This is a genomic window from Armatimonadota bacterium (assembly GCA_016789105.1).
Lineage (GTDB): Bacteria > Armatimonadota > Fimbriimonadia > Fimbriimonadales > Fimbriimonadaceae > UphvI-Ar2.
On the sequence record JAEURN010000004.1, the window covers coordinates 317,983 to 343,194 of the forward strand.

The window sequence follows — 25,212 nt, forward strand, 5'->3', positions numbered from 1 at the left end:
GTTCGGGCACGGCAACCGAGGCACTATCGGGATGCTACTGCTTTTTTCGTTTGAACGCCGCCAGCGCAAAAGCTGCTACGGCCGCTATTGAACCGGGCTCGGGGACTGGCTTGGCGAAGACGGCCCATGCTTTGATATCGTTGTTGTTGTCGGCACCCCCGGTGCCGGATGCCAAGCCCGCATAGACGGGGGCATTCAAGATGCCGGAGGCATTAAGGTTGAAGTTGGCGACGAAGTTGTTATCGACAAAAACGTTCCAGTCGGAGGTCGCAGCGTTGTAGGTGGCGCTCAGGGCGTAGTCGGTGTTGTCGTTAAAGGCAAAGCCAACTGACATGTCATCGACGATCATGCCGTTGGAATCGGTTGTGATGAGGTGGATATCGTCCCAAAAGGTGCGGAATGAGAGGGCTACCATGTTGGGCACGCCGCCGATGCCGTTATCTCCTCCGCCGTCGCCGAGGGCGTTGACCCCATCGCCTTGGAAGGCAAAGGCGACCCCGTCGGCACCGTTGTTCGGCCCCCATTGGCCGAGATCGGAGGTGCCGTTGCCATTAAAGACCGCCGCGACGGCAAACCCGTTGGACAAATCTTGAGCATTGGTGTGCCAGGCGGTTCCGGCTTGTCCGCTGACATCGGCCACGGTTAGGCGGAGGACAGGGCCGCTGAGAATGGCGCTCCCGTTGAGCTGGAGGTCGGTGGGGGCTGTGAAGTTGTTGTAAACGAAGTCGGCGTGGACCGCCGAAGCAAGCACTATGGCTGCGAAGGCAAGGAAGTGTTTCATAAGTTTTCGCTCCTTTCAATGTCCTAAATCAGTGAGGACGCCCTATCATAAGTTCGAAGCGTAAAAGTGTCGCGATATCAAGGCGTGATGGTCTCACTTCAGGGTTAAAATTGAGATCGCTCGCTCTCAAGTTGCTTTTCTGAAATGTAAGCCTGCCCCTCGAATGCAGCCAATACCCTATTCCATTGGCTGATGCCCAACTTTTGGAGATGATGGCGATGGCTGGCGTCGGCATTCGACTGGCTTTGTGCGTGGCATGGCGCCACTGAGTTTTCAGAGTTGCACCGCATTGTAGAATCCGTGGCAATGGCCCAACTGCTCAACCGACAGTTCATTGTCGATGGCAAACCGTCATTGATTCTTTCAGGCGAGGTGCACTACTTTCGGCTTCAAAAGGCCGAATGGGAAGACCGGATCCGCAAAGCTAAAGAAGCTGGGTGCAACTGCATTGCCAGCTACATCCCCTGGCTGTGGCACGAGGAGCGGAGCGGGGAAGCCGATGTGGACGGGCGGACCCGGCCCGAGCGCGATTTGGGTTTGTTCATCGACCTCTGCCGGCAAATGGGGCTCTGGTTTATCGCCCGGCCCGGCCCCTATGTGATGGCCGAGGTGAAAAACGAGGGCTTGCCTTACTGGGTGTTTGAGGAATGCCCCGATGCCGTGACGGTGAATTGGAATGGGTCTGCCGCCAAGAGCCGGGTGGTGCGGTACAACGACGCCGCCTTTTTGCAGCGGGTCGAACGGTGGTATGGCGCGGTGATGCCGGTTTTGGCAAAGCGGTTGGAACCCACCGGGGGGAATGTCATCGCCGTCCAACTGGATAACGAGATCGGCATGCTGCAGTGTTGGAGCGAAGACCCCGACTTGAGCGACGACACCCTCTGCGAATTCGCGCGGTTCGTCCAGTCGCAGGGGCGTTCGGACGATTACCCGTTCGACCTCGGCGACCCCGAGATGCGGGCGAAGATGCTCCGTGAGCCCAACCAACCGTCCGCCCTCCGATTTTGGAACGATTACCACCAGTTCATCCGTGGCGAGTTTGCGCGGTATGTCGCGGCATTGCGTCGATTCGCCGAGCAGGGCGGCGTGCAGGGAGTTCCCTTCCTGGTGAACATCCATGGCAGCGGGGGCGGCCGGGCCACCACCTTTCCTATCGGGATCGCTCAAGTTTATGAAAGTTATGCGCAAGAGGGACAATTTTGGGGGTCGAGCGATCATTACCTGGGCGATATCACTCGCGAGAATGCCGGGGATTTATATATGTTGAATGCATTCATGGCTTACACAAATTTGCCAAACCAACCTTTGAGCAGCGTGGAGTTTGAGGCGGGAACGGGGGATTACGGCGAAACCGGCGGCAACCGCTACTCCGGCAAAGCAACAGACTTCAAAGCCAGGGTAAGCGTTATTCAGGGCAACCGTCTGCTCAACCACTATCTGATCGCCGGAGGGCATAACCCCCGGCTGGATAACCCTCCCAACGATGGCAACGGCCGGCTGGGCACCACCGGTGGCCGGCATGGATTTGCCGCCCCAATCGGACCAGAAGGACAACTCGACCCTGTCTACTTCAATTTGAAGGATACGAACGGGGTGCTTGCCGCGAACGCCGCGATTTTGGCCACCGGAAAGGAAGAATGGGATGACATCGCCATTGGGTTCATGCCAAGTGCCTACCAAACTGACCTGAAGCCGCCGGGGCCAATGCGGGAGTTAGCATCAAGTTTGGAATCGGCGCGGGGTTGGCAAGACCGGATCATCCGGGCGATGTGGCAATGTGGATTGGGGTTTCCCGCCGTCAACCTGGAATCGGACGCCCGGATCGAGCAGCAGGTATTGGTTGTGGCAACGTCACCCCACATGAACCGCAGGGTCGCTGAGAGGATCATTGCATTTGCTGAAGGCGGGGGGAAGGCGATCTTGTTCGGGGCGATTCCGCAATTGGATTTGCTTGGCAACTCCGGGCTCCCGATTGCGGGCCGGCTCGGGGTCACGCTCGGGGAGACAGCCCGGGGTTCGGTTGGCTATTTCCCAAGCATGCGGGGGTTTGGCCCGGCTGCGGAGATGGCGGAGTCCCGTTTTTACGAGGGGTTCCCGTTCCGATGCGCCGATGCCGAACCGATTTTCCGCATGGCCCAGTCGCCGGATCTGCTGGGCGCAAGAATCCGGGTTGGGGAAGGAACTGTGACGTTGCTGACCGTGCAACCGCCCCAGCACCTGGATTTTTGGCAGAAATTCTTTGCCTGGCATGGCGTCAAACCTGCGGTTAGCCACGATGACCATTCGGGCGGGTTGATGTTGGGGCGTTTCCGTTCGGACCTAGGGGATTTGGTCAGCCTGGTCAACCTCGACGACCATTCCAAGGAAATCCGACTCCAGGGGGATCTGATCCAGCCAGAGATGGGGGCGGTTCACTTGGCCGGCCGCACCGCTAAGCTCTTGCCATCAAATGCCGTGATCGGCCGGGGCCGAATCATCTGGTCCACGGCAGAGATCGTCCGCCGAGCAGGGAACGAAGTTTGGTTCCGTCGTGGCACGTTGCCGGAACGGGTGGCGATCGCCGGATCCGTCGTGGAAATGGACGAGGGGATTCAAACCACAAAGCTCGGCGACCAATGGGCGTGCCAGGTTTTGCCCGGAACGGAACCGGCGCGAATCCGGTTTGCTGGTTGAGCCTAGGCCAAGACCGGTTGCTGCCAGGCCGGGGCGAGAGCAAATGCCTCCGGCGAATCCACCATGGACTTGCCGTGCCGAATGTAGTACTCAAACTCTTCCGGGAAAACGCGCAAGGCGGCGGCCACTGGCCATGCCGCGGCATCGCCAAGCCCGCAGAACGACCGACCGTCGATCTGCTCGGTGATCTGCATCAACAGATCCATGTCTCCCGGTTGGCCGTTGCCCATCACAATTCTCCGCAGGATCTGTTCCATCCACTTGGTTCCTTCGCGGCATGGGGTGCATTTGCCACAAGATTCGTTGGCATAAAACAGTGCCGTCCTCCAGATGAAGCTGACGATACAGGTGTGTTCATTGAGGAACATACAAGCCCCCGAACCGACCATGGATTTGACCTCGGCCATTTCTTCGTAACCGATGATTGCTTGGCCGACGGCCTCCGCATTGATGATGGGGACTGACGAACCTCCGGGGACGCAGGCTTTGAGTTTGCCTCCTTTCATTCCGCCGGACATTTCCAGCAACTCCATGAGGGTCGTGCCGAATTCGATTTCGTAGTTGCCTGGCTTGTTGACGTGGCCGCTGACTGAGAAGAGCTTGGTTCCCCGGGAATTTTTGGTGGATGCCCCCAGAGTCGCGTACCACTCCCCGCCCCGGTCAATGATATAAGGGGCGCAGGCGTAGCTTTCGACGTTGTTGATGACGGTCGGGTAATCCCACAATCCGGCCACGGTTGGCAACGGGGCATGGGGGAACTTGAGCCGGGGCATCCCGCGTTCTCCCATCAGCGAGCTCATGAGGGCAGACTCTTCACCGCATTCATAAGAGCCAGCACCTAAGTGGATGTAGAGGTCGAAATCGAACCCGCTGCCTTGGATGTTTTTGCCGAGGTACCCGTTGGCATAGGCTTCGTCAATGGCGTTGCGCAAGGCTTTGGCGGAATCGACGAATTCCCCGCGGATGTAGATGTATCCGGCATCGGCTTGGGTGGCAAATGCCGCAATGGTCATCCCTTCGATCAACGTGAAGGGGATGGTCTCCATGATCTGCTTGTCTTTGAATGTGCCGGGTTCGCCTTCGTCGGCGTTGCAGAGCACAAAGTGGTGGGCGGCGGTTTTTTCTTTAGCGATGCCGTTCCATTTGATCCAGGTGGGAAACCCGGCCCCACCGCGTCCCCGGAGCCCGCTAGTCTTGATCTCATCGATGATGGCTTGCCGCTCCATTTTCAAGGCTTTTGCCAGCCCTTTGTATCCGCCTTTGGCGAGGTACCCCTTCAGGGTCTTGAACTGGGGGTCATCGGTGTGTTCGAACAGCAGCTTGTATTCGGCCATCGCGTTGATCCCATTCTACTCGGCTGGAAACGCGGGATACGGCACGTCGGTTCGGCGGGGTATCCGGACAAATCCGGGAACCCGGGATCCTGCCGGCATGGTACAGAAGCGTGGAGACAGCCTGGCTGGCCGAATGGGCCCGCCGGGCTTCTTGAGTTCAGCCGGATGGAAATCTGGTTGGGAGCACTTATGAAAAAAGCCTTTACATTGATCGAGCTGCTCGTTGTGATCGCCATTATCGCGATCCTCGCGGCAATCCTCTTCCCTGTCTTTGCGCAGGCGAAGGTTGCGGCCAAGAAGACTCAAGACTTGAGCAATCAAAAAAACATGGGGACGGCCATCCAAATCTATTTGAGCGATTACGACGACCTGTTCCCCCTGGCTTACCCGTACATCAGCGGCCAGTTCCAGTGGTTGAGCTATGTCGACACTCCCCAAGACTGGGACGGTTCTGGCAATGCGGCCTATTTCGCTGCAATGGGGGCGGCCTGGCCAAACAACGTCCGGCCCTACATCAAAAATGACCAGATCTTGGCCTCACCGGGATCCAGCCAATTCAGCCCGTTTGGCAACATCTATGGCACCGCGGTCAGGCCAACTTCGGATGTCGGCTACTCCTTCAACACCCTGTTGACGCAATATTCATCGACGGCGGTTACGGATGTTGCGAAGCTGCGGGTCATCACCAACCCGTATGGCAATCGGAATTTCAAGGGTTTGACACGTCCGGGCTCCCGCCTCAATTGCAGGCTTCCCGGCCCTTGCCAATACGTGCCGAGCTCGCCGAGTTGCAATGGGGCGGCCCGCAACGGCGAGTGGAGCGAACTCAGTAACCCGAATGGGGCTTCCATGTGGATGTTTGGTCAGGGGATGAACGCAACCTATGCCGATAGCCACGCCAAATTCACCCGGGTGGCTGGTGGACCGACGACGGCCAGCGATTTCCGAAATGATTTCTGGGCGGCCTACAACGCCAACGGGGTCGCGCGGTGGAACGAGTGGCAAGACACCAATTTCTGCCACACATTGCTGTTCATGCCGGACTTTGACTTCCAGAATTTTGGGACTCCGGTGTTCTTCTGATGCGGGTATCAACGGCACTATTGGGGCTGATCGCCCTCGCATTGATGGGTGGATGCGCCCCATCTGAACCAGAAGGCGACTACAAACCACCGGCGGAAGGGACGTACAAGCAGGCTGACCAAGTCCCGGGGCGGGAGGGCCGCACCAAGGCCGAGGCCGGCGGTTCGGAATCAGCGGGCGCGCGCACCGAAAGCAGATAGCCGGCAAACGGGGCTGCGGGAAGAACCCGCAGCCCCGTTATTTTTTATCGCCTTCCGCGTGAACTTGGATCGTTCGGGTCGACACCGGTTTCGGCCTGTTTGGCCGCTGTGCGTTCCGCCGCCCCCGGGGGCAACGGCTGGTCTGCGGGGATGTCTTTAGCCACATCGGCCGACTTGTTTTGCGGGGCTTCTTCCGCCTGGGCGCATCCGCAGAGGGCGGCACCGAGCGAGGCGGCCAACAGGAGCACGGCCAGCGCTTGCTTCATGTTAGTAGGCCGCATATGGGGTTCCGGTGATGGTTTGGCCATCCCAGTCGGGCCGGAACATCAGGGCGTGGCAGTAGTATTCGTCATACCAACTGTAGAGGTAGTTGGCCCGGCCGTCTGCCTTCAGGTAGTTAGCAAACGGGTCGTTGCGGTAATCGGTGCGGGTGCCCGGGCCATAGTTCATGCCGAGTTTGACCGCTTTGGCATGGCCATCGACATAGCTCCACGTTTGGGTGTTGCCGTACATCCACTGCGTGTTGTAGGGGCCGAACCAATAGCTGTATGTCCCGTTGCCATAACCGCTGCAACCGGAGGCCGTCGGCCGGTATTGGCAGGATGGGTCGCTGGTGACCCCGCAATACAGGGCAGGGAACGGGCCGGTGTCAAACCCGACGACGTTGTCTTTACCGCCAACTTGGGTGGCCAGCGGGGTCGTGACCGGACTGGTGACCGCGGTGGCGTTGTATCCGTGGAGCATCCCGTTATAGCCGTAGCCGGTGATGCCGGGCTCTTTGACTTTGCCGGGCAAAAGTGTTGAGTAGAACGCGATGTTCAGTTTAATGCCGTCCGGGGACTCGGCGATCTGGCGGTTTTTGACATACGGGTCGATCTCGTTGTGCCACGAGCCGCTCGAGTAGGCCGTCAAGCTCGCGCTGTAAGTAGACCAGTTTTGGGGCACTTCCAACCAAGCATTCCACGCCCATCCCCCACCGGGGACCTTGCCGTAGGCCAGCGGGAAGGTGTCGTCGTAGTCGGAAAGGTAGATCTGGGTTCCCGTGTTGAGTTGCTTCACGTTGGAGAGCGACGAGGTCTTTTTGGCCGCGCTTTTGGCTTGGGCAAAGACAGGGAACAGGATAGCGGCAAGGATTGCGATGATGGCGATGACCACCAGCAGCTCGATCAGTGTAAAGGCATGGCGTTTCATTAAACGATCCCCATTCAAGGGAAGCCACCCTACACAGAAGACCACCCAGGAATGATCTACTTTACAGCAAACTTGCCGGCTTTGCCAGAGGCAAAATCAAATTTGCCGAAGCAAGCTTCAACAAAAGGCATTTGCCGCTTGCCGATATTGCACGGAATTCAAATCAGAATTTCGTTGGCAAGGGGCCACGTGCTTAAGAGCGGGGATGGATCTTACAGCTTCCCATCACGCAAGTGCACTTTGACGATGGAATCGGCCAGTTGGGTGACGGTCGGCTCCTGAGATTTGAGGTCTTCGATCAGCTTATCAACATAAGTCTTGTCGACGGGGCCATGGTATTGGTCTCCAACTTGCAGTAGGGGCGCCCGATCGCAGGCGTTCAGACATTCGACTTCATGCAAGGTGAAAAGCCCATCGGCCGTTGTTTCGCCGTATCCGATGCCGAGCTTTTCTTTGAGGTAGTCCCCAATCCGGTAGGCGCCGCACATGTGGCAGGTCAGGCAGGTGCAGACCTCGATCATGTGTTTGCCCACAGCGTGGGCGGTGTTGTACATGCTGTAAAACGTGGCGACCCCTTCCACTTCGGCATAGCTCCGGTTGAGCCTGTGGGCCACTTCGGCGATCGCATTGGCGGAAAGGAAACCGCCGTACTCCCGTTGCGCAATCCACAACCCGGGCAAGATGCACGCCTTGACCTCGGGATAGTGGGATTTGAGGGCCTCCAACTGGTCAATTGCGGTCTGTGAGAACTTGAGTTCCAGTTCGTCGGCCTTGGGTGCCTTTGGCCTTTCGTTGACGGCTCCGAGTTGGATGAGGTCGCTCATCGGTTGGCGTAGTGTACTGGAAATTCGTATAGGGAAGGGCCGCCCCGATTGGGTCGGGACGGCCACAATTGGATAGTTGCCCGGTTACTTTTTGCGTCGCTTGAGTGCGGCCGTTGCACCAAGGGCGAACAAGGCAATCGTTCCCGGCTCGGGGACGGATTCCATCGTCAGGTCGTCGATGTATCCGAGATTGCGATTTCCGGTGTCTCGCATCGACCGGACGGAGAAGTTGTCGATCGACATCGGGCCGCCGGTACCCCAACTCGCGTTGCGGAATCCGTACTCCCATGTGGAACCGACTGCGGTTCCCAGCGGGGTGTTGGAGGCGTCCGAAACGCTGACGGTAAAGATGTCGTTGTTGGTTCCATCCCCGTTTTCGCCATCGGCGAACAGCACCGACATGTCGATGCGGTACCAGGTGGCATAGCTCAGGTTGGCCGCCGCGATCGAATCGAAGCTATTGCCGGGGCTACTGATCGAATAGATGTCGAGGATCAGGCCCGACGAATACCCGAAATCGCCGTTCCAATAATTCTGGGTGTCCAGGGCAGCATCATACAGGCCAAGGTTGGCATATCGGCTTCCACTGGACCCGTTGCTGAAGCTGGGGTTGAGTTCCAAAATGCCGCCGTAGGGATCTTCGAAGTTTGAGGAGGTGTTGTTGGCAATGGCCGCATCGGGCGTCCGGAACCAGAAACTGCATGTCCATTGGTTGTTGAGCGCGGGCCCGTTGATCGTAGTGGATTCGCCTGATTTGTCGATCAAGGGGGTGCGGAGTCCATCGATGACCCCCATGAAACTGTTTTGCGTGGCTTCGTTGTCTTGGGTTCGGATTTCAAGGGCTTGGTCGCCGCTGAACTTGACTGCGGATTGGACGATGCCCTGGTGGTTGGCATTAGAATTGATGCTCCAGCCTCCTTGGCCGTCGATGTTTCCGGCAGTAAATTCTTCGAATCCGGTGGAGTAACTGCCCGAGGCGTTGGCCGCCAAAGCAAGGGTGGCAAGGCCCGACAGGGCCCCGATTTTGTAGACGTTCATTTGTTTGTGCTCCTTCCATTTGCCGGGGCTAACCGCCCCAAAGCAAAACCAGTATATCAACTCCTAAGGCAAAAAGATTTCAGACCCACGAGTAAAGATGAGGATTTCTTCCGGATATTTGATGCCATCGACAGCAAACCACCCGGCTTTGAACAGCTCCGCCCCAAGTTTCAGGTAGAAGTTTTTGGCTCGGACATTATCGCGGAACACGCCGATCATCATGCCTTCGTGCCCTCTTTCCAGGGCCTTGTTGGCGCAGGCCCGCAGTAGGGCGGTGCCCAACCCCTGGCGGTAGAAATCAGGATGCACATAAAGGCTGGCCACCGTGTTTTGTGGGGCCAATCCGTTTGAACCGCGTTTGGCGCCAGGAATTCTTGCCACAAGGAGAACGCGGCAACCGCCCCGTGCTCCTCTGCCACCAGGAAGTGGCCGCCAGCCAAGATGTCCTCAAAAAATCGTCTTTCTTGCTTCTCCAGGTCGAGGGCGGCCAGATATTCGGCCGGGAGGATGTGCGCGTACCCCTCTCGCCAAGAAGCGATTTTGACCGTGGCGATCCCTCGGGCGTCATCCGAAGTGGCGGGGCGGATCGTCATGACAACCCCACCCTAGCCCTTCCCAGATTTGGGGAAGGAAATTGAACCATCACCGGTCAATTTCGCCAAGCACGATGTCGATCGAACCGATGATGGCGATCACGTCGGCGATCAGCCGGCCCACGGCGAGCACTTCAAGCGCCTTGAGGTTCATAAAGCTCGACGGCCTTTCGTGCCAGCGGTAGGGGCGGTTGGTCCCGTCGCCCACCACATAAAACCCGAGTTCACCTTTGGATCCTTCGACCGCGGCGTAGGCTTCGCCGGCTGGCGCATGGAACCCTTCCGTGTAGAGCTTGAAGTGGTGGATGACCGATTCCATGCTGTTGTCGAGTTCTTGCCTGGGCGGGGGGGCGATTTTGCGGTCGAGGGTGCTGACCGGCCCTTCTGGCAACCCGTCGATGGCTTGTTGGATGATGCGGCAGGATTCCTTCATTTCCGCGATGCGGACAAGGAACCGGTCGTAGACATCGCCGACGTGGCCGATGGGAATATCGAAATCGAAATCCTCATAACTGGAATAGGGCTGGGCTTTGCGGAGGTCAAAAGCGACCCCGCTCCCCCGGGCGATGGGTCCGCTGCAGCCGAGGGCCAAGGCTTCGGCGCCGGTCAGGATGCCGACGTCCTGGGTGCGTTCCTTGAAGATCGGGTTTTCGACAAGCAAATCTTCAACGACTTTGAGTTCGCCGTGGAACTCCTTGAGGAACTTGCGGAGTTTGACTTCGAACCCGGCGGGCATGTCGCCCCGCAGCCCGCCAGGGACGATCCAGCTGGGCATCATGCGCACTCCGCTGAACATTTCGAACATGTCCAGGATGAGTTCGCGCTGTTGGACGATGTAGAAAAACGGGCTCATGGCACCCAGGTCGAGGGCACCGGTGCCGAGCCAGATGCAGTGGCTGGCGATCCGGCTGAGTTCGGCGAGAATGACGCGCAGGTATTGGCCGCGCTTGGGCACTTCGCACCCGATGAGTTTTTCAACGGCCAGCGCATGGGCCAGGTTATTGCCATTGGCGTTGAGGTAATCCATGCGGTCGGTCATCACGACGCATTTGTGGTAGGTCTGGTATTCGGCCTCCTTTTCCATACCGGTGTGCAGGTAGCCGATGACGCACTTGGCGCGGATGATGGTTTCGCCTTCGAGTTCGCAAATGACGCGGAGCACACCGTGGGTGGATGGGTGTTGGGGCCCCATGTTGACGATCATCGTGTTCTCGCCGGTTTTTTCGAACACGGTTTCGGTACTGGGGATGAAAGTCTGGCTCATGAGCGTCAGTTAAGAGTCTACGCTATTTGGGGTGATGTTTGGGACAAAGAGAGCCCCCAGTGCAGGCACTGGGGGCTTGTTCCCTTTTAGTCTCAGGTTTTGACTAGTCCGGCGACGTGTTCGGGGTGTCCGGTGCGGGGGCGCTGCCGCCGCCGCCGGCCGAGTCGGGTTGTTGCAGCTTTTCTGGCAAGGGTCCTTTTCCGATGTCGGCGTTAGCCTTGTGGTCATCGGCGGACTCTCCGGCTGCGCAACCGATGACCGAGAAGGCCACGATTCCGAGAACGAGGAGGCTGATCAGCTTCTTCATGTCGCTTTTCTGTGCCAATTCCTTAGCGGGTGCGGTCGGGGCGGAAGTAGCAGATGTACTGGTACGTTCCGGTGTCTGCACCCGGGTTGGAACAGTCGCCTTGGCTGGTGGTCCAGTAGGCGAAGCTACCGCTGTTGGCGACGACGTAGGCATACGGGTCGGTGACAGCGGAGGTGTGGAAGGCCGGGCTCAACACGGTGCCGACGCGGGTGGTCTTAGCCGAGGTGTCGGAGCGGGAGATGAGGACGCCGCCGCCCTTTTCATCCTTGCCGTAGGTCCAGGTGCGCCATGCGGTGCCGAAGGTGAAGAACGCGGAGTTGTTGCCACCAGCAGCGACGGAGCTACCGGTTTGGGCAGCGCCACCCGGGTTGAAGCGGCAGCTCGGCGAGTTCGTCGTTGCGTCGCAGCGGAGCGACGGGTTGGAGAACGCGCGGCCTTTGTATTGCCAGCTACCGATACCGGTCCAGAAGGCCGGAACCAAGGACGGGTTTTCGATCGCGGTGCCGCTATAGGTGCTCAGGAGGCCGTTCATGGCCATACCGGAGATGCCTTCGGTGCCTTTGTAGGTGTCGCCAGCGACGGTTTGGGTCAGCTGGAGGTTGCTCGAGTACATTTCCTTGTTCTTGATGTACGGGAGCATGGAGGTCGACCAGTGGACTTGGACTTCCGGGATGACCGTGTCCCAACCGCCGCTCGTGATGGCGTCAGCGGGGAACGGGACGATGGTGTTCCAGCGAACCGTACCAGCGGCGCGGATCGAGTAGGAGAGGGGGAAGTTGTCGTCGTAGTCGGCCATGTAGATGGCGGAGGCGGTACCCATTTGCTTGGTGTTGCTCAAGGCTTGGGTTTTCTTCGCGGCTTCCTTCGCTTGGGCGAAGACCGGGAAGAGGATGGCCGCAAGGATTGCGATGATCGCGATAACGACCAGCAGTTCAATCAAAGTGAATGCTTTTTTCATTAGATGGCTGTCTCCAACTATGGCTCGATCGATGTCGATCCATATGATTGCTGGCTAGGGGCCGAAAGACCCGTAACCACCATTCAGTATGGCGCAAGACCTATTCCTTTGTTCCCGGATTTTCAGAGACTCGCAAAAAGGTGGGCGTTTTCAACCGGCAAAACGGCGGGAAGTTCAGTCGCCAGGGCATTCAAGTTCAATGGGACTAGGACTAAGGGCCTATAATGGCCTCCCCACCCTCTTGTGAGGCGGGGAGGCTGTCCTCAGCCGGTTAATCCGGAGAGGTCGTCGGTTTGTCGGTGGTCGCCTGCGTGCCGCCTGTCCCGCCGGCCGAGTCGGAACTCTGGAGTTGGGCGGGTGCCGCGTCGTGCGAGACGTCCTTGTTGACCGCGCCGTCTGCCTCCTCAGGGCCAGATGCGCATCCGGCGAGAAGGAGGGCAGCGATGAGGATCGGTGCAATTTTCAGCATGGGCGTCCAGCCAGCCTATTTCGTCCGGTCAGGCCGGAAGTAGCACACATACATGATTGTGCCCGTATCGGCGCCAGGGTTGGTGCAGTCGCCGGTGCTGGTGCTCCAATAGCCGAACCCGCTGGTCGCTGGGTTGACGTTGGCATACATGTCGGTGACGGCCGACGTGTGGAAGGATGGGCTCAGCACGGTTCCGGCCCGGGTTGTCTTTGCCGAGGTGTCGGATCGCGAAATGAGGACGCCGCCGCCTTTTTCATCCTTGCCATAGGTCCAGGGCCGCCAGCCGGCGCCGTAACCGAAGAATGCCGAGTAGTTGACCCCGCTGGGAACGGCCCCCGATTGCGGAGCCCCACCCGGGTTAAACCGGCACTCGGGAGCGTTGGCTGTTGAGTTGCACCGGAGCGACGGGTTGGTGAACGCCCGGCCCTTGTATTGCCAGTTCCCGATACCGGTCCAGAACGCTGGCACCAAGGAAGGGTTTTCAATGGCCGTGCCGCTGTAGGTGCTGAGCAGGCCGTTCATCGTGAGGCCGCTCACGCCCTCCGTCCCCTTGTAGGTGTCGCCGGCGATGGATTGGGTCAATTGTAACGGGCTGGCATACATCTCCTTGTTCTTGATATAAGGGAGCATGGAAGTTGACCAGTGGACTTGGACTTCGGGTACCAGCGTGTCCCAACCTCCACTTGTGATGGCATCGGCGGGGAACGGCACGATGGTGCTCCAGCGCACGGTTCCGTTGGCCCGGATGGAGTAGCTCAGGGCAAAGGTGTCGTCATAGTCGGCCATATAGATGGCCGAGGCGGTCCCCATTTGCTTGACGTTGCTCAGGGTCGAAGTCTTCTTTGCAGCTTCTTTGGCCTGGGCGAACACCGGGAACAAGATGGCGGCAAGGATGGCGATGATTGCGATAACCACCAACAGTTCGATCAATGTGAAGGCTTTCTTCATGGTAATGATTGCTCCATTTGTTTGCCCCCGGTCGCCGGGTGAAAAGGGCATACCATGAGCCTGTGGCGGCTCTGGTGCTGCTCTTTTTGCTTCCGCCAGACCAGGCACAAACAAAAAAAGACAGCTCTTCTGGGCAGGGTGTGCCGCAGATGACTGTCTCCTTCAACACTTACCAAGTCGGTTAAGGATAGAGTTCCTTGATTTTTGGAAAATCAGCGCCCTGAGACAGAGCCGCTGCCGGTCGTTCCTTCGAACGACTCTCCGGCGTGGGGCATTTGTATGTCTTCGACGGCCGGACCTTCCGTCCCGGCATGGAAGACAACATCTTCTCCCCCGAGCGGAACTTCTTTGCGAAGTGGGAACCCGACCCAGTCGTCGGGGAGCAGGAACCGCTCGCCGGGGGTCGCCTCGTTGCCTTGGAAAACGACGCCGTACAGGTCTTGGATCTCGCGCTCCGGATATTCGGCCCCGAGGAAGAGGTGTTTGAGGGTGGGGATTGATTGGCCGTCGTCGACGGCCACTTTGATGAAGAGCCTAGTGTTGAAGTGGGTCGAAAAAAGGTTGTAGACGACTTCGAACCGGCCATCGAGGTCGCGGCTGTGCTTCCACGCGGAGTAGTCGACGCCGACGCATTCGACAAAGTAGTCGTACCGGGTGAGGGCGTTTTCTTTGAGTTCCTCGACGATGGCGCACAGGTCAGCGGGGGCCACGCAAAGGTATTGATCCCCTCGGTTTTCAAACTGTTTGATGATTTTGGGGCCGAATTTTTCGGCCAGCAGGGTGATGTCTTGGCGGGAAGTATCGGCGGACATGGCTTTTAGATGGGGTTGCGGGCCTCGGCCGGGCTGGTGGCCAGGGGGGCGGCGGATTCGGAACCGACGAGTTTTTCGGGAGCCAGCGAACTGGATTCATCCCAGTCGATCGCTCCGACTTTGATGACATAGGCCATGCCGACGATCCAGATTCCCATGTAGATGAGGATGTCGACGCCGGTGAAGATTTTGTATTCCAGCGAGGCGTTTTTGAAGACGGAGAGCCAAGGCCACAAGAAGACGACTTCGATGTCGAACAAGACGAACAGGATGGCGATAAGATAGAACTTGATGGGGAACCGTTCATTGGCGTCCCCCAGTGGTGCAACCCCGCATTCGTAGGGCGACTGTTTGTATTTCGTCACCCTTTTTGGGCCAAGGATGTAGCTTCCGACGACCATGACCGAGCAGACGACGGCGGCAATGGCCATCATCATGAGGATCGGCAGGTATTCCCCGAACATGGCCGGATGTTACCAGCCTGTCCGAGGTCAGAAGTAAACTTGTCCCGATGACGGTCTATGACGCATTGAACCGGATTGCTGGTGGAGGGGATCTCACGGCATCAGAAGCCGAGCAAGTGATGGGCACTCTGATGATCGGCGAGGTCCACCACGGCGTGATCGGCGGTTTGTTGGTCGGCATGCAAGTCAAAGGGGTGACCGGTGCCGAACTGGCCGGATTTGCAACGGCGATGCGGAAAAGGGCTGTCCGGTATGAATTCGATACACCGGATCTGGTGGACACTTGCGGAACCGGAGGGGGGCGGGCCAGCTTCAACTTGAGCACGGGAGCGGCCATTTTGGCGGCGGCTTGCGGGGCCAAAGTGGCCAAGCATGGCAACCGGGCGGTGACGAGCTTTTGCGGCAGCGCCGACGTTTTGGAAGCATTAGGGATCCCGATCGAGGGGACTTTGGAAGAGCAGTGGCGGCGACTGGACGAGACAGGACTTGTTTTTCTTTACGCCCCCAACCACCATCCGGCAATGCGGCATGTCGCCCCGGTCCGCAAGGCGTTGCAAATGCGGACATTCTTTAACTTGCTGGGGCCCCTGAGCAACCCGGCGGGGGCCAACCGCCAACTTATTGGCATCTACGACCCGCGAGACCTCGACCGCGTCGCCGAGGCTTTAACGAAGCTCGACATTGAGCACGCATTTGTTGTCCACGGCCGCGACGGGATGGACGAAGTGAGCCCTTGCACCGAAACCGAATTCCGGGAGGTCAAAGGCGGCCGGGTCACGGCGGGGGTTTGGTCACCCAACGACTTCGCCATGCTCCCGTTGGATGGCCCGGCACTCGCCCACGGGGCCGATATTGGCGAAAACGCCGCCATTTTAAGGGAAGCGCTGACGGAGAAGGACAGCCCGCGTTCAGCCGCCTTGATCCCCAACACCGCTGTGACTCTGGTCTTGGCGGGGATTGCGGTCGATGTGGCCGACGGCGCCATGCGGGCTCGGGCGGCGGTGGCATCGGGCGACGCGGCCCGTCTGCTTGGGAAGTTGGCGGGCTGAATGTCTATCCTAGAAGAGATCTTTGCCGAAAAGCGGGCGCGGGTCGCCTCTTGCAAGCCTTCGGGACTGGATGATGTCAAAGCCCGCGCGGCCGACGCCGGCCCTGTCCGCCCTTTTTCGGCCGCGCTGCTGTCGAGTGCGCACCGACCTTCACTGATCGCCGAAGTCAAACGAATGAGCCCCAGTCAAGGCGTCATCTGTCCCGATTTCCGGCCGTTGGAAATCGCCGCGGCATTCGAGTCGGTCGGTGCGGACTGTTTGAGCGTCTTAACGGATGAAAAGTGGTTTGGCGGGAGCGAGGAGGTTTTCCGGGCGATCCGCCCCACGGTGGCGCTGCCGATGCTCCGCAAGGACTTTGTGGTTGACGAATACGACGTTTATGCGGCGCGGGCCATGGGTGCCGATGCGATCCTCCTGATCGTCGCCGGCCTGACCCTGGGCCAACTTTCAGGTTTTCAGGGCCTGGCCTGGGAGTTAGGCATGGATGTGCTCGTCGAAGTCCACACGGCAGGTGAAGCCGAGATCGCGTTGGCGAGCGGCGCAAAAATGATTGGCGTCAACAATAGAAATCTCCATGATTTTGTCGAAAATTTGGAAACGACAGAGTCTATTTTTCCTCGGTTGAGCCGGGAAAGCCTGTTGGTGAGCGAGAGTTCGCTCAAATTAAATGCCGATGTGCACCGGGTTGCCGCGGCGGGGGCCCGGAGCGTTTTGATTGGGACTGCATTTTGCCGGTCCGACGACCCCGGCGGGGCGGTAAGGTCGATCATGGGTTGGTGATAGTGATGTGGCGGGTCAAAGTTTGCGGGTTGACGAATTTGGAAGATGCCGAGTTCGCGTGGGAAGAGGGGGCAGACGCCCTCGGGTTCGTTTTGGAGCCCAAAAGCCCGAGATTTGTGGCCGATTGGGCCTTTTTAAACCAGGCGCACAAGCTCTTGGGCGCGCAAACGGTTGCGGTTTTCGGCGAATATTCCCCTGCCGATCTAACAGTGTTTGACGCGGTCCAGGCATTTGGGCCCGACCAAAAAGTGGGCAAGGCGTGGATGCCAGTCTTCCGGCCCCGTGACAATCAGCCGGTCGATGATTGGCTGGCCGCGACTTCCGGCTGGGAGTGGTGTGCTTTGGACCCGTTCAGCGTGGTGGCCCAAGGAGGTTCGGGGACTCGGTTGGATTGGGATCTGGCTGCTGATTTTGTAAAGAAATTTGCCGGCAAAGTTATACTGGCTGGTGGTCTCAACGATGAAAATGTCGGCGAGGCGGTTGAGCGGGTCAGGCCCTATGGCGTGGATGCCAGCAGTGGGCTAGAAGAGTTTCCGGGCAAGAAGGACGAGTCTAAAGTCTTTGGATATATCCGCAACGCCAAAGATGCGCTTTTCCGGGTTCATGGATCCGGAATCCGGTGAGGTTCCGCCCCGGTCCGCTGCAGAATTTTGAATTTCGTGGGCACGGAAGTCCCGTGCTTTTCGTTGTATCCCGGCGGGGCGGGCTCTTGGCGGCCCTCCCTGCTGGACTCGTTGGTATAATCGCCAACGCATTTTTCCCGGAGGCGTGCTTCTTTTGAACCTGGCAATCGAAACAAAACAACTCACAAAAACCTACAAGACGAGCTCTGGCCCGCAAAGCGTGGTCAAAGATCTCGATTTGCAGGTTGAGCGCGGCGAGATTTTCGGCTTCCTCGGGCCTAACGGCGCCGGCAAGACGACCACGATCAAGATCCTTTTGGGGATCATCGAAGCCACAAGTGGGGAGGCGACGGTTCTTGGCAACCCGGCAGGCGACATCGAAAGCCACCGCCGGCTCAGCTACCTTCCCGAAAAGCCGTACTACTACGAGCACATGACAGGGCTCGAAATCACCCAGTTTTACGCCAGTCTGTTCGGCATCAAAGACCGCGACCTGTGCGAGCGCCTTTTGAACCGGGTGAACCTTGGCAACGACATGAATCGCCCGATCAGCCAATATTCGAAAGGGATGCAACAGCGGGTGGGATTGGCGCAGAGCCTGCTGAACGACCCCGAGCTGCTGTTCCTCGACGAACCGACGGGCGGTCTAGACCCGATTGCCCACATCGAGATCCGCGACCTCATCCTCAAATTCCGAGATGAAGGGCGGACAGTTTTCATCAGTTCGCACGAATTGAGCGATGTCGAACGCATTTGCGACCGGGTGGCCATCATCAACAAAGGCGAAATGGTTCACCAGGGTCGCTTGGATCAATTGTTGAGCGGTGGCCGCATCGAAGTCACTGCGGACAACGTGGACGAATCGCTTGCGGACAAATTCCGCACCGGAGACACGACGGTTAGCTTCCGGGCTGGTCGCTTGATCGCCGACATTGCCGACAGCGAGAGCCCCAACGCGATCTTGGACACGATTCGGTCGGCGGGCGGCGAAGTCGTCAGCGTGATCCCTCGCCGCAAGCGGCTGGAAGACTTGTTCTTGGAATCGGTTGCCGGCGACAACGTTGCTAAGGGGCGAAAACTCAGCAAAATGACTGACGACCACGACGACCACAAAGGCGGTTCATCTGCCGCAGAGGCTGCCGAAGGCGAGGAGGTGGGTTCGTGAACGCCGTCTTCTCCATTGCCAAAACGACGATCGGTGAGGCAATCCGCCGCCGCGTGCTTTTGGTCATCCTTTTGATCGGGGTTTTGTTCCTGGTTATCGCACCTGGTCTCAGCGTCCTGTCTGCCCGTCAAAACTACACGGTTCTGACGAGCTTCACTTTGGGTGTCATCCAGTTGACCAGTGCGGTCATCGCCATTGTTTTGACCGTCTACCTGCTGCCGAACGAGGTGGAGAGACGGACGATCTACACCATTTTGAGCAAGCCGGTTTACCGGTGGCACTTCTTGTTGGGCAAATACCTGGGTGCCGTCGGTGCCTTGGGCATGATGATGCTGTTGATGTCCACGGTTTTGGTTTTGGTGTTCAAGATCATGCAGCGTGAGGCCTCGATGGAAGACGTGAGCCGCTTGGCTACCGCGCCGTTCTTCTTCTTCGTCCAAATGAGCCTGCTGGCGGCGGTTGCGATGTTCTTCTCAACCTTCGTTTCGCCGATCGTCAACTTCTTCCTTTCCGGTGGTGTTTACTTGGTGGGAACTTTGTTCAGCCCGGTCTTCCAGGATCTCAGCGAGAACAAGACTTTGGCGGCCCCGGTGAAAGGTGCGGCGACACTCATCCACACAGTGGTTCCCAACTTCGCCCAGTACAACATCCAAGGCGGCATCATCAACCAAGGTCCGGAGTTGCGCTCGGTTGAGCTCTACTATGCCCAGATCGTGCTCTATGCGGTGTTCTACATCGCGGTGTTCCTGATCGCCGGCATGATGATCTTTGACCGGAAAGAGGTTTAGGTCATGAAACTCAACCGCACAGCCATGTCGATTGCGCTCGTCGCCTGCTTGACGGTGGCGGGCGGTATCAACCGCTGGGCCTACCCGTTGTGGCGGGTGAACTTTTCCCCCCGCAAAAACAGCGACCTCCGCGGCCTTAGCGGCGACCAGCTCTTGATCGCCCTCGCCGGTTTCCGGGAAATGGTGGCGGGGATCCTGTGGGTTCGGGCGGACACGTTTTTCGACGAAGGGAACTACGATGCGATCTTGCCGATCATCCGGCTTGTGACCATGCTGGACCCCAAACAGATCGACGTGTATGCGACGGGGATGTGGCACATCGCCTACAACTTCACCGACGAGCAGAACCGGTCTGACCGCCGGTACATCCCGAGTGCCTTGGCCTTGGGGGCGGAAGGATCCCAAAACAACGATTACACGTACGAGCTGTACTTCGAAACCGGTTGGCTTTGGTACCACAAGATCGACGACGACTATGACAAGGCCGTCAGTTGGTGGGAAAAGGCGAGCACAAAGAAGGACATCCAAACGGCGCGGCGGAACATCCTTTCGATGGCTTATCTCCGATCCGGGGATTTTGACAAGGCAATCGCCCACTACGAAGAGTTGCTTGGCGAAGCCGAAACGGCTTTCCAGAAAACGCCCAACGACTTTGCGGCCCGGCAACAGCGCGACACCTTGGAAACCAACTTGGACAACGTGTTGGTTCGCTTGGCCCAACGCGGCAACTTTGCCCTGAAAGGCGGCTACTACGATCAAGGCGACTACGACACCAAACCGCCCTATGACGTCGGTTTTTCCGCACGGGTGACGGTTGAAGACAGCAAGGTGTTGCGGGTTGAAGGCACGTGGGGAGTCCAGCCGGTTGGCACCCGCATCCGGATTGTGTTGCGGGATGCCGACGACCCGAACGGACGCCCGGCCGAGATGGTTTGGGAGCGGGGCGACAAAGTCGACCTTGACCCCGATCGCGAAGCGACGTTCATGCAAGACGGTTTGTTCGTCAAGAACCAAGCGTTTTACCGGCGGATCGACATGTCCCGCGACCCGACGATGTACCCGTTCACAACGGACAAGTACGTGGTTGAGTTCTATTACAACATCCGCTCCGGCCCGCCGCACCTCCAAGACCGGTTCGGCTATAGCGGTGAAGGGATGACCGACGCGCGCTACATGAACACCGAAGTCCGGCCCGGCCAGCGGGTGATTTATGCCAAGCTGGAACTCACCCGCGACCAGTTGCTCCGCCAAGGCGAGTGGGCGACTAAAGTGCCGGTGGTTCAAACCGACGGCTTTGTGACGACGGGGACCAACCAATCGACGGACGTCATCAAAATCCCGACCCTGCGCAGCGACCGGGAAGAGACAACCGGCAACTAACAGGCAAAGCGCCTTTGGCGCCGGGGCATTTGCCCCGGCGCCGGGAGCTGTGCGGCAGGAATTTGGTGAACCCCGCCAGGGCCGGAAGGCAGCAACGGTAATCAGAGGACTGGGCGACGCAGTATTCCCGGCGCTTTGCCGGCTCCATTTTGGGGATTCCGGATTTGGTCCGGGCGGCGATTTCAAGTAAAACAGGCGTGGACACACGTGAGCTACCAGGCCCTCTTCCGCAAATACCGAAGCCAATCCTTTGAGGATCTGGTGGGCCAAGACCATGTCGTCCAAACCCTGAAAAATTCGATCCTCAAAGGCAAGATCGCCCAGGTGTACTTGTTCACGGGCCCGCGGGGGACGGGCAAAACATCGACGGCCCGGCTGCTGGCCAAAGCGCTCAATTGCACCGGGGGGCCGAGCCCCGAACCGCCGGCGGACTGCCCGATTTGTGCCGACATCGCCTCCGGCAATTGCCTGGACGTGGTGGAAATGGATGCGGCGAGCGAATCGGGGGTTGAAAAAGTCCGCGAACATATCGTTGAAGCCAGCGAATACCGCCCCAATGAATGCCGGTACCGCGTGTTCATCATCGACGAAGTCCATGATTTAAGCGCAAAGGCCTTCGACGCATTGCTCAAAACAATCGAGGAGCCGCCCTCCCATGCGGTGTTCATCCTGGCGACGACGGAATTCCACAAAGTGCCGCCCACAATCCGGAGCCGGTGCCAAAAATTCGAGTTCCACCGGGGAACGGTTTCGAACTTGGTGAAGAGGCTGTCCTACGTTGCCGGGCAAGAAGGGATCGAAATCGACCAGGCGGCGCTCAATGCCATTGCCCGTATGAGCGACGGCGGCTATCGCGATGCCTTGACGCTGTTGGAACAGGCCATCGTGACTGCGGACGGGGCAATCACCTTGGAGCATGTCTATGCGCAATTGGGTTTGGTCGGCGACGAATCGGCGGACGAATTGCTCCAAGCAGCGGCGCGGGGCGACATTGCGGCCATCATCGAGGGGTTAGAATCGATCTACCAGCAGGGCCGAGACCCCCAGGCGATTTTGGAAAGCTTGATGTACCGCTTGGCCGATATGACACGGGTTTTGGTTTCGACGGGCGGAACCGGGGATGCGGCCGTTGAAGCTGCATTGGCCGCGACCGCCAACCGGATTGGGCAAGAGGCGTTGCTGCGGTTGAGGACGGAAATCTCCCAAAGGCACCGGGCTGTCCGTGAGGTGACGTTGCCACGGGTATGGCTGGAGGCGGAATTGATCAAGGTCGCGCTAGACTTGCGGGCCGGCCATTCTGCCCAGACCACGCGCCGCGTCATGCCCTCCGAGCCCGAAGAGCTGCCAAAAGCCGCAACGGTGGCGCAGCCCAAGCCGGCCCCGACGGCTGTGATCGAAAAGGATCCGGTTGTGGAAGCAGAACCCCAACCCCCGGCAAGCTCTCCCGGCACCGGAGAAGCCAACCCCAAGATCCGGAAAACGGCGAAGGTGGGGCCAGAGGCATCGGTGGATGCCGTGTGGAATGCCGTTTGCGCAGAAATGATGGAGCTTTCAAAAGCGGCGAGCGTCCACTTGAACGGGAGCTACGCGTCCGGCCGGTCTGGTAACACGGTCACCATCGCATTCCGGACCCAAGTCAACGCGGATTGGGTGAAGGGCAAACCCAAGCTGATCCAGGCCATAAGGGCAAGCTGGCACCACCACACGGGCGAAGAACTGGATTTCGAGTTTGCCGGGAATGGCAAACGCGAGAAAGCGGCCCCCCAGATGGAGGGCGTTTCGGTAGAATCCCCACTGCAAGGCGACCGCCTCGCCGAAGCCGCCAAGCGCATTTTCGGCCCAGGTGGCGCATCGGACCAACAGAATGAAACTCCCTAAGAATTTTGGCGGGCAAAGCATGTCCGGGATGATGGCCCAGGCACAGCAGGCCATGGAGCGGGCAAAGAATCTCGACGCCGAACTGGCTAATGAGCGGTTCGATATCGACAAGAACGGCGTCAAGTGCACTTTCAACGGCCTTGGCGAGCTCCAAGCCCTGAAGATCGACCCGAAAATGGTGGATCCAGACGATTTGGAAATGTTGGAGGACATGATCGTGGCGGCAATCAAGGACGGTTTTGCCAAAGCAACGGAAACCCGGGATTCTAAAGTCCAAGAGATCATGCCCAACGTTCCCGGCTTGGACAAGCTGGGCCTTTAAAGCATGCAGTTCGCCCGGCCGTTGGCAGACCTCATCCTGCATCTGGAGAAGTTGCCGGGTGTCGGTCCCAAATCGGCACAGCGGTTGGCGTTCCACATTTTGCGCATGCCCGAAGACGATGTCCGCAGGCTGGGTGAGAGCTTGATGACGGCCAAGCGGTCGTTGCGGCTTTGCGACGTTTGCCAAAACATCAGTGAGGGGGAACGCTGCGAAATCTGCTCCGACCCGCGGCGGACAGAAGACGTGATTTGCGTTGTGGGTGAAGCCAGGGACATCACCGCCATGGAGCGACTCAACGAGTTCCGGGGCAAATACCACGTTTTGCATGGCCTGTTGAATCCGGTCGACGGCATCGGGCCCGAGCAACTCAAAGTCCGGGAATTGATCCACCGACTCGGCGATTCCGTCAAAGAAGTTATCGTGGCCACCAATCCGACCGTGGAAGGCGACACCACCGCTTTTTATTTGGCCAAACTCATCAAGCCGCTGGGAGTTCGCGTGACCCGGCTGGCCCACGGCATGCCGGTTGGCGGCGAATTGGATTACGCCGACACGGCCACGTTGCTCAGCGCGCTGGAATACCGGAGGGAGATATAGCCATCATGCGAATTTGTGTTATCGGCGGGGGCGGCCGCGAGCATGCCCTGTGTTGGAAGTTCGCCCAAGAGGGCCATGAAGTCTTTTGTGCCCCGGGCAACCCGGGGATCGGTGAAGTCGCCGAAACGGTCCCGCACGAGGCCAACAATCGCAAGGCCGTTTTGGATTGGGTGACCGGCGTCGCCCCGGATTTGGTCGTCGTCGGCCCAGAAGATCCCCTCATCGCCGGTATGGCCGACATGTTTCGCGAACATGGAATTGCCGTGTTCGGGCCCGGACAGGATGCCGCCCGGCTGGAGGGCAGCAAAGCCTTTAGCAAAGACCTGATGAAACGGGCGGGAATCCCAACGGCTCGCCACCAGACGTTCAGCGATGCTTCTGCTGCAAAACAGTACGCCGAGGACGAGTTTAACCAGGGGCGGGCGGTGGTCGTCAAGGCGAGCGGGGCGGCCCTTGGCAAAGGGGTGGTCGTGTGTGATTCGGTGGAGGAGGCGCATGCGGCGATCGAGTCCATGCTTGTCGATCTTAGCCACGGCGAAGCCGGGCGGACGGTGGTTGTGGAAGAGCGGCTTTCTGGCCGTGAATTCTCGTTGATGACCCTGGTCAGCGGCCAATCGATTCACAGTTTGCCGGTGGCCCAAGACTACAAGAGAATCTTAGATGGCGATGACGGTCCAAACACGGGTGGGATGGGCTCCTATTCGCCGGTCGATTGGGTTGGCAGCGACATAGTGGCCCAAGTGGAGCGCGACATTGTCCGGCCAATTCTGAATTCGCTCAGCGACTTGGACATCGATTTTCGCGGCGTGCTGTTCAGTGGGATCCTGGTGCAGGACGGCATGCCGTTCTGTTTGGAATACAACGTCCGGTTTGGCGATCCGGAAATCCAAAGCATCGTCCGGCGTTTGGGGGACGGCTTCGCCGAAGCCCTTTTGGCCTGCGCGAATGGGGAACCGATCCCACCGGTGCCCGTCCTCGATGTGGCGGCTTGCTCTGTGGTGGTGGCTAGCGAAGGCTATCCAGGCCCTTACGAAAAGGGCTGCCCTCTGGAAATCGGCGAGGTTTTGGACGGCGTTGAAATCTTCCACGCGGGCACCAAAGTGGTCAATGACGGGCTTGTGACCAATGGGGGACGCGTGGCCGCGGTTTCGGCAACGGGCTCCACGGCAGAAGAAGCCCGGGCCAAAGCCTATGCGGGGGTCGGGGCCGTCCGCTTTGCCGGCATGCACTACCGCCGGGACATCGGGCTTTAAGCCCCGGCCCGTTTGGCGATTTTTTTCAGTTCCCGCTTGGGCCACTGGCCGGCATGGGCCTTCTTGGCTTGCACCACGGCCTGGACGAGGTTCCAGACAAAGAGCGTGGCCATCAGGGCCAAGCTCACGCCAACTTTGAGGGCCAGCTCTTGCCACGTGAATTCCTTCCAGTTGGTCTGGATGTGGTGGGCTAACCGGATGAGCGTCCAAGCCAGGCTGCCCAGCATGGCAACCAGCAACAGGGCCTTCCACAGAATCCCGTCAACGACCTCTTGCCATGCATGGGAGGCGATGAACCGTGAGGACTTGCGGAAAGCGATCCAACAGAGCGCGGGCACCCACAGCGGGGCAAAAATCCCGGCGAGGTGGATTGCGGCGGCGGCACTCCGCTCGTGTGCCGTGGTTTCCGGGCCATTGGGCTGCTGGGCCATGGGTTGT

28 protein-coding genes and 1 other RNA gene are annotated in these 25,212 nt (G+C 58.9%); 14 read left to right on the forward strand and 15 right to left on the reverse strand.

Translation table 11 applies throughout. The features are described 5' to 3' along the window. Positions 1-34: 34 nt before the first annotated feature. Positions 35-781 (reverse strand): hypothetical protein, encoded by a 747-nt coding sequence (locus JNM28_04495; protein MBL8067686.1) that lies wholly within the window; start codon positions 779-781, stop codon positions 35-37. Positions 782-1,087: 306 nt separating this feature from the next. On the opposite strand from JNM28_04495, the gene JNM28_04500 reads away from it, so the two are divergent. Continuing rightward, positions 1,088-3,454, forward strand: a complete 2,367-nt coding sequence (locus tag JNM28_04500) for a beta-galactosidase (protein ID MBL8067687.1) — start codon at positions 1,088-1,090, stop codon at positions 3,452-3,454. Between the two features lie 2 nt (positions 3,455-3,456). On the opposite strand, the gene nuoF is transcribed toward JNM28_04500, so the two are convergent. Then, positions 3,457-4,788 (reverse strand): NADH-quinone oxidoreductase subunit NuoF, encoded by a 1,332-nt coding sequence (gene nuoF / locus JNM28_04505; protein ID MBL8067688.1) that lies wholly within the window; start codon positions 4,786-4,788, stop codon positions 3,457-3,459. A gap of 189 nt (positions 4,789-4,977) precedes the next feature. Between nuoF and JNM28_04510 the strand changes: the two genes are divergently transcribed. Together JNM28_04510 and JNM28_04515 are read left to right on the forward strand one after the other, a co-directional pair. After that, complete coding sequence (locus JNM28_04510; protein MBL8067689.1) at positions 4,978-5,871, forward strand: prepilin-type N-terminal cleavage/methylation domain-containing protein; 894 nt, start codon at positions 4,978-4,980, stop codon at positions 5,869-5,871. Then, positions 5,871-6,071, forward strand: a complete 201-nt coding sequence (locus JNM28_04515) for a hypothetical protein (protein ID MBL8067690.1) — start codon at positions 5,871-5,873, stop codon at positions 6,069-6,071. The genes JNM28_04510 and JNM28_04515 overlap by 1 nt, the downstream gene beginning before the upstream one ends. A 44-nt stretch (positions 6,072-6,115) precedes the next feature. On the opposite strand, the gene JNM28_04520 is transcribed toward JNM28_04515, so the two are convergent. The 12 genes from JNM28_04520 to ndhC all read right to left on the reverse strand — a co-directional run bounded on the left by JNM28_04520 (position 6,116) and on the right by ndhC (position 14,939). After that, on the reverse strand, positions 6,116-6,337 hold the full coding sequence (locus tag JNM28_04520; GenBank protein ID MBL8067691.1) for a hypothetical protein: 222 nt from the start codon (positions 6,335-6,337) through the stop codon (positions 6,116-6,118). A gap of 1 nt (position 6,338) precedes the next feature. Further along, positions 6,339-7,262: a prepilin-type N-terminal cleavage/methylation domain-containing protein gene (locus JNM28_04525; GenBank protein MBL8067692.1), complete on the reverse strand. Its 924-nt coding sequence runs from the start codon at positions 7,260-7,262 to the stop codon at positions 6,339-6,341. A 212-nt stretch (positions 7,263-7,474) separates the two neighbouring features. Continuing rightward, positions 7,475-8,086: an NAD(P)H-dependent oxidoreductase subunit E gene (locus JNM28_04530; protein ID MBL8067693.1), complete on the reverse strand. Its 612-nt coding sequence runs from the start codon at positions 8,084-8,086 to the stop codon at positions 7,475-7,477. Positions 8,087-8,170: 84 nt separating this feature from the next. After that, complete coding sequence (locus JNM28_04535; GenBank protein ID MBL8067694.1) at positions 8,171-9,124, reverse strand: PEP-CTERM sorting domain-containing protein; 954 nt, start codon at positions 9,122-9,124, stop codon at positions 8,171-8,173. Positions 9,125-9,187: 63 nt separating this feature from the next. Further along, positions 9,188-9,505, reverse strand: coding sequence for a GNAT family N-acetyltransferase (locus tag JNM28_04540; protein ID MBL8067695.1), 318 nt, complete (start codon positions 9,503-9,505; stop codon positions 9,188-9,190). Between the two features lie 261 nt (positions 9,506-9,766). Further along, positions 9,767-10,981 carry an NADH-quinone oxidoreductase subunit D gene (locus JNM28_04545; protein ID MBL8067696.1) on the reverse strand — a complete coding sequence of 405 codons (1,215 nt, stop codon included), beginning with the start codon at positions 10,979-10,981 and terminating at the stop codon, positions 9,767-9,769. 103 nt (positions 10,982-11,084) lie between these two features. Continuing rightward, on the reverse strand, positions 11,085-11,288 hold the full coding sequence (locus tag JNM28_04550; GenBank protein MBL8067697.1) for a hypothetical protein: 204 nt from the start codon (positions 11,286-11,288) through the stop codon (positions 11,085-11,087). Positions 11,289-11,310: 22 nt separating this feature from the next. Beyond that, positions 11,311-12,246, reverse strand: coding sequence for a prepilin-type N-terminal cleavage/methylation domain-containing protein (locus tag JNM28_04555; protein MBL8067698.1), 936 nt, complete (start codon positions 12,244-12,246; stop codon positions 11,311-11,313). 271 nt (positions 12,247-12,517) lie between these two features. After that, complete coding sequence (locus JNM28_04560) at positions 12,518-12,715, reverse strand: hypothetical protein (GenBank protein ID MBL8067699.1); 198 nt, start codon at positions 12,713-12,715, stop codon at positions 12,518-12,520. 15 nt (positions 12,716-12,730) lie between these two features. Further along, on the reverse strand, positions 12,731-13,663 hold the full coding sequence (locus JNM28_04565) for a prepilin-type N-terminal cleavage/methylation domain-containing protein (GenBank protein ID MBL8067700.1): 933 nt from the start codon (positions 13,661-13,663) through the stop codon (positions 12,731-12,733). 212 nt (positions 13,664-13,875) lie between these two features. Then, complete coding sequence (locus JNM28_04570) at positions 13,876-14,475, reverse strand: NADH-quinone oxidoreductase subunit C (GenBank protein MBL8067701.1); 600 nt, start codon at positions 14,473-14,475, stop codon at positions 13,876-13,878. A gap of 5 nt (positions 14,476-14,480) precedes the next feature. Continuing rightward, the gene (ndhC, locus tag JNM28_04575; protein ID MBL8067702.1) at positions 14,481-14,939 is read right to left on the reverse strand and encodes an NADH-quinone oxidoreductase subunit A; all 459 of its coding nucleotides are present in this window, start codon (positions 14,937-14,939) and stop codon (positions 14,481-14,483) included. 47 nt (positions 14,940-14,986) lie between these two features. Between ndhC and trpD the strand changes: the two genes are divergently transcribed. The 11 genes from trpD (at position 14,987) to purD (ending at position 24,774) form a co-directional block, all read left to right on the forward strand. Further along, a complete protein-coding gene (gene trpD, locus JNM28_04580) occupies positions 14,987-15,988 on the forward strand; it encodes an anthranilate phosphoribosyltransferase (protein MBL8067703.1) in 1,002 nt (333 codons plus the stop codon). Continuing rightward, positions 15,989-16,768, forward strand: coding sequence for an indole-3-glycerol phosphate synthase TrpC (gene trpC / locus JNM28_04585; protein MBL8067704.1), 780 nt, complete (start codon positions 15,989-15,991; stop codon positions 16,766-16,768). It abuts the gene before it with no gap. Between the two features lie 5 nt (positions 16,769-16,773). Beyond that, positions 16,774-17,391, forward strand: a complete 618-nt coding sequence (locus tag JNM28_04590) for a phosphoribosylanthranilate isomerase (protein ID MBL8067705.1) — start codon at positions 16,774-16,776, stop codon at positions 17,389-17,391. 145 nt (positions 17,392-17,536) lie between these two features. Next, positions 17,537-18,556 (forward strand): ABC transporter ATP-binding protein, encoded by a 1,020-nt coding sequence (locus JNM28_04595; GenBank protein MBL8067706.1) that lies wholly within the window; start codon positions 17,537-17,539, stop codon positions 18,554-18,556. Then, a complete protein-coding gene (locus JNM28_04600) occupies positions 18,553-19,344 on the forward strand; it encodes an ABC transporter permease (protein ID MBL8067707.1) in 792 nt (263 codons plus the stop codon). The genes JNM28_04595 and JNM28_04600 overlap by 4 nt, the downstream gene beginning before the upstream one ends. 3 nt (positions 19,345-19,347) lie before the next feature. Further along, positions 19,348-20,724 carry a tetratricopeptide repeat protein gene (locus JNM28_04605; protein MBL8067708.1) on the forward strand — a complete coding sequence of 459 codons (1,377 nt, stop codon included), beginning with the start codon at positions 19,348-19,350 and terminating at the stop codon, positions 20,722-20,724. Between the two features lie 38 nt (positions 20,725-20,762). Beyond that, positions 20,763-20,860: signal recognition particle sRNA small type (ffs, locus tag JNM28_04610), an RNA gene on the forward strand. A gap of 71 nt (positions 20,861-20,931) precedes the next feature. Next, positions 20,932-22,602, forward strand: coding sequence for a DNA polymerase III subunit gamma/tau (dnaX, locus tag JNM28_04615; protein MBL8067709.1), 1,671 nt, complete (start codon positions 20,932-20,934; stop codon positions 22,600-22,602). Next, the gene (locus JNM28_04620; GenBank protein ID MBL8067710.1) at positions 22,589-22,924 is read left to right on the forward strand and encodes a YbaB/EbfC family nucleoid-associated protein; all 336 of its coding nucleotides are present in this window, start codon (positions 22,589-22,591) and stop codon (positions 22,922-22,924) included. The genes dnaX and JNM28_04620 overlap by 14 nt, the downstream gene beginning before the upstream one ends. Before the next feature lie 3 nt (positions 22,925-22,927). After that, positions 22,928-23,521 (forward strand): recombination protein RecR, encoded by a 594-nt coding sequence (gene recR, locus JNM28_04625; GenBank protein MBL8067711.1) that lies wholly within the window; start codon positions 22,928-22,930, stop codon positions 23,519-23,521. A 5-nt stretch (positions 23,522-23,526) separates the two neighbouring features. Continuing rightward, the gene (gene purD / locus JNM28_04630) at positions 23,527-24,774 is read left to right on the forward strand and encodes a phosphoribosylamine--glycine ligase (protein ID MBL8067712.1); all 1,248 of its coding nucleotides are present in this window, start codon (positions 23,527-23,529) and stop codon (positions 24,772-24,774) included. Here the strand turns inward: purD and JNM28_04635 are convergent. After that, a complete protein-coding gene (locus JNM28_04635; protein MBL8067713.1) occupies positions 24,771-25,205 on the reverse strand; it encodes a DUF4870 domain-containing protein in 435 nt (144 codons plus the stop codon). The genes purD and JNM28_04635 overlap by 4 nt on opposite strands. Between the last annotated feature and the right edge of the window lie 7 nt (positions 25,206-25,212).

Bases quoted from the DNA above. Each gene is read 5' to 3' on its own strand.
- JNM28_04590 (MBL8067705.1), top strand. From the start codon at position 16,774: ATGTGGCGGGTCAAAGTTTGCGGGTTGACGAATTTGGAAGATGCCGAG.
- JNM28_04495 (MBL8067686.1), bottom strand. From the start codon at position 781: ATGAAACACTTCCTTGCCTTCGCAGCCATAGTGCTTGCTTCGGCGGTC.
- JNM28_04500 (MBL8067687.1), top strand. From the start codon at position 1,088: ATGGCCCAACTGCTCAACCGACAGTTCATTGTCGATGGCAAACCGTCA.
- JNM28_04525 (MBL8067692.1), bottom strand. From the start codon at position 7,262: ATGAAACGCCATGCCTTTACACTGATCGAGCTGCTGGTGGTCATCGCC.
- JNM28_04550 (MBL8067697.1), bottom strand. From the start codon at position 11,288: ATGAAGAAGCTGATCAGCCTCCTCGTTCTCGGAATCGTGGCCTTCTCG.
- recR (MBL8067711.1), top strand. From the start codon at position 22,928: ATGCAGTTCGCCCGGCCGTTGGCAGACCTCATCCTGCATCTGGAGAAG.
- trpC (MBL8067704.1), top strand. From the start codon at position 15,989: ATGTCTATCCTAGAAGAGATCTTTGCCGAAAAGCGGGCGCGGGTCGCC.
- JNM28_04620 (MBL8067710.1), top strand. From the start codon at position 22,589: ATGAAACTCCCTAAGAATTTTGGCGGGCAAAGCATGTCCGGGATGATG.
- JNM28_04530 (MBL8067693.1), bottom strand. From the start codon at position 8,086: ATGAGCGACCTCATCCAACTCGGAGCCGTCAACGAAAGGCCAAAGGCA.
- JNM28_04555 (MBL8067698.1), bottom strand. From the start codon at position 12,246: ATGAAAAAAGCATTCACTTTGATTGAACTGCTGGTCGTTATCGCGATC.
- JNM28_04565 (MBL8067700.1), bottom strand. From the start codon at position 13,663: ATGAAGAAAGCCTTCACATTGATCGAACTGTTGGTGGTTATCGCAATC.
- ndhC (MBL8067702.1), bottom strand. From the start codon at position 14,939: ATGTTCGGGGAATACCTGCCGATCCTCATGATGATGGCCATTGCCGCC.
- JNM28_04560 (MBL8067699.1), bottom strand. From the start codon at position 12,715: ATGCTGAAAATTGCACCGATCCTCATCGCTGCCCTCCTTCTCGCCGGA.
- JNM28_04515 (MBL8067690.1), top strand. From the start codon at position 5,871: ATGCGGGTATCAACGGCACTATTGGGGCTGATCGCCCTCGCATTGATG.
- JNM28_04635 (MBL8067713.1), bottom strand. From the start codon at position 25,205: ATGGCCCAGCAGCCCAATGGCCCGGAAACCACGGCACACGAGCGGAGT.
- nuoF (MBL8067688.1), bottom strand. From the start codon at position 4,788: ATGGCCGAATACAAGCTGCTGTTCGAACACACCGATGACCCCCAGTTC.
- JNM28_04510 (MBL8067689.1), top strand. From the start codon at position 4,978: ATGAAAAAAGCCTTTACATTGATCGAGCTGCTCGTTGTGATCGCCATT.
- JNM28_04570 (MBL8067701.1), bottom strand. From the start codon at position 14,475: ATGTCCGCCGATACTTCCCGCCAAGACATCACCCTGCTGGCCGAAAAA.
- JNM28_04535 (MBL8067694.1), bottom strand. From the start codon at position 9,124: ATGAACGTCTACAAAATCGGGGCCCTGTCGGGCCTTGCCACCCTTGCT.
- JNM28_04545 (MBL8067696.1), bottom strand. From the start codon at position 10,981: ATGAGCCAGACTTTCATCCCCAGTACCGAAACCGTGTTCGAAAAAACC.
- JNM28_04520 (MBL8067691.1), bottom strand. From the start codon at position 6,337: ATGAAGCAAGCGCTGGCCGTGCTCCTGTTGGCCGCCTCGCTCGGTGCC.
- purD (MBL8067712.1), top strand. From the start codon at position 23,527: ATGCGAATTTGTGTTATCGGCGGGGGCGGCCGCGAGCATGCCCTGTGT.
- JNM28_04605 (MBL8067708.1), top strand. From the start codon at position 19,348: ATGAAACTCAACCGCACAGCCATGTCGATTGCGCTCGTCGCCTGCTTG.
- trpD (MBL8067703.1), top strand. From the start codon at position 14,987: ATGACGGTCTATGACGCATTGAACCGGATTGCTGGTGGAGGGGATCTC.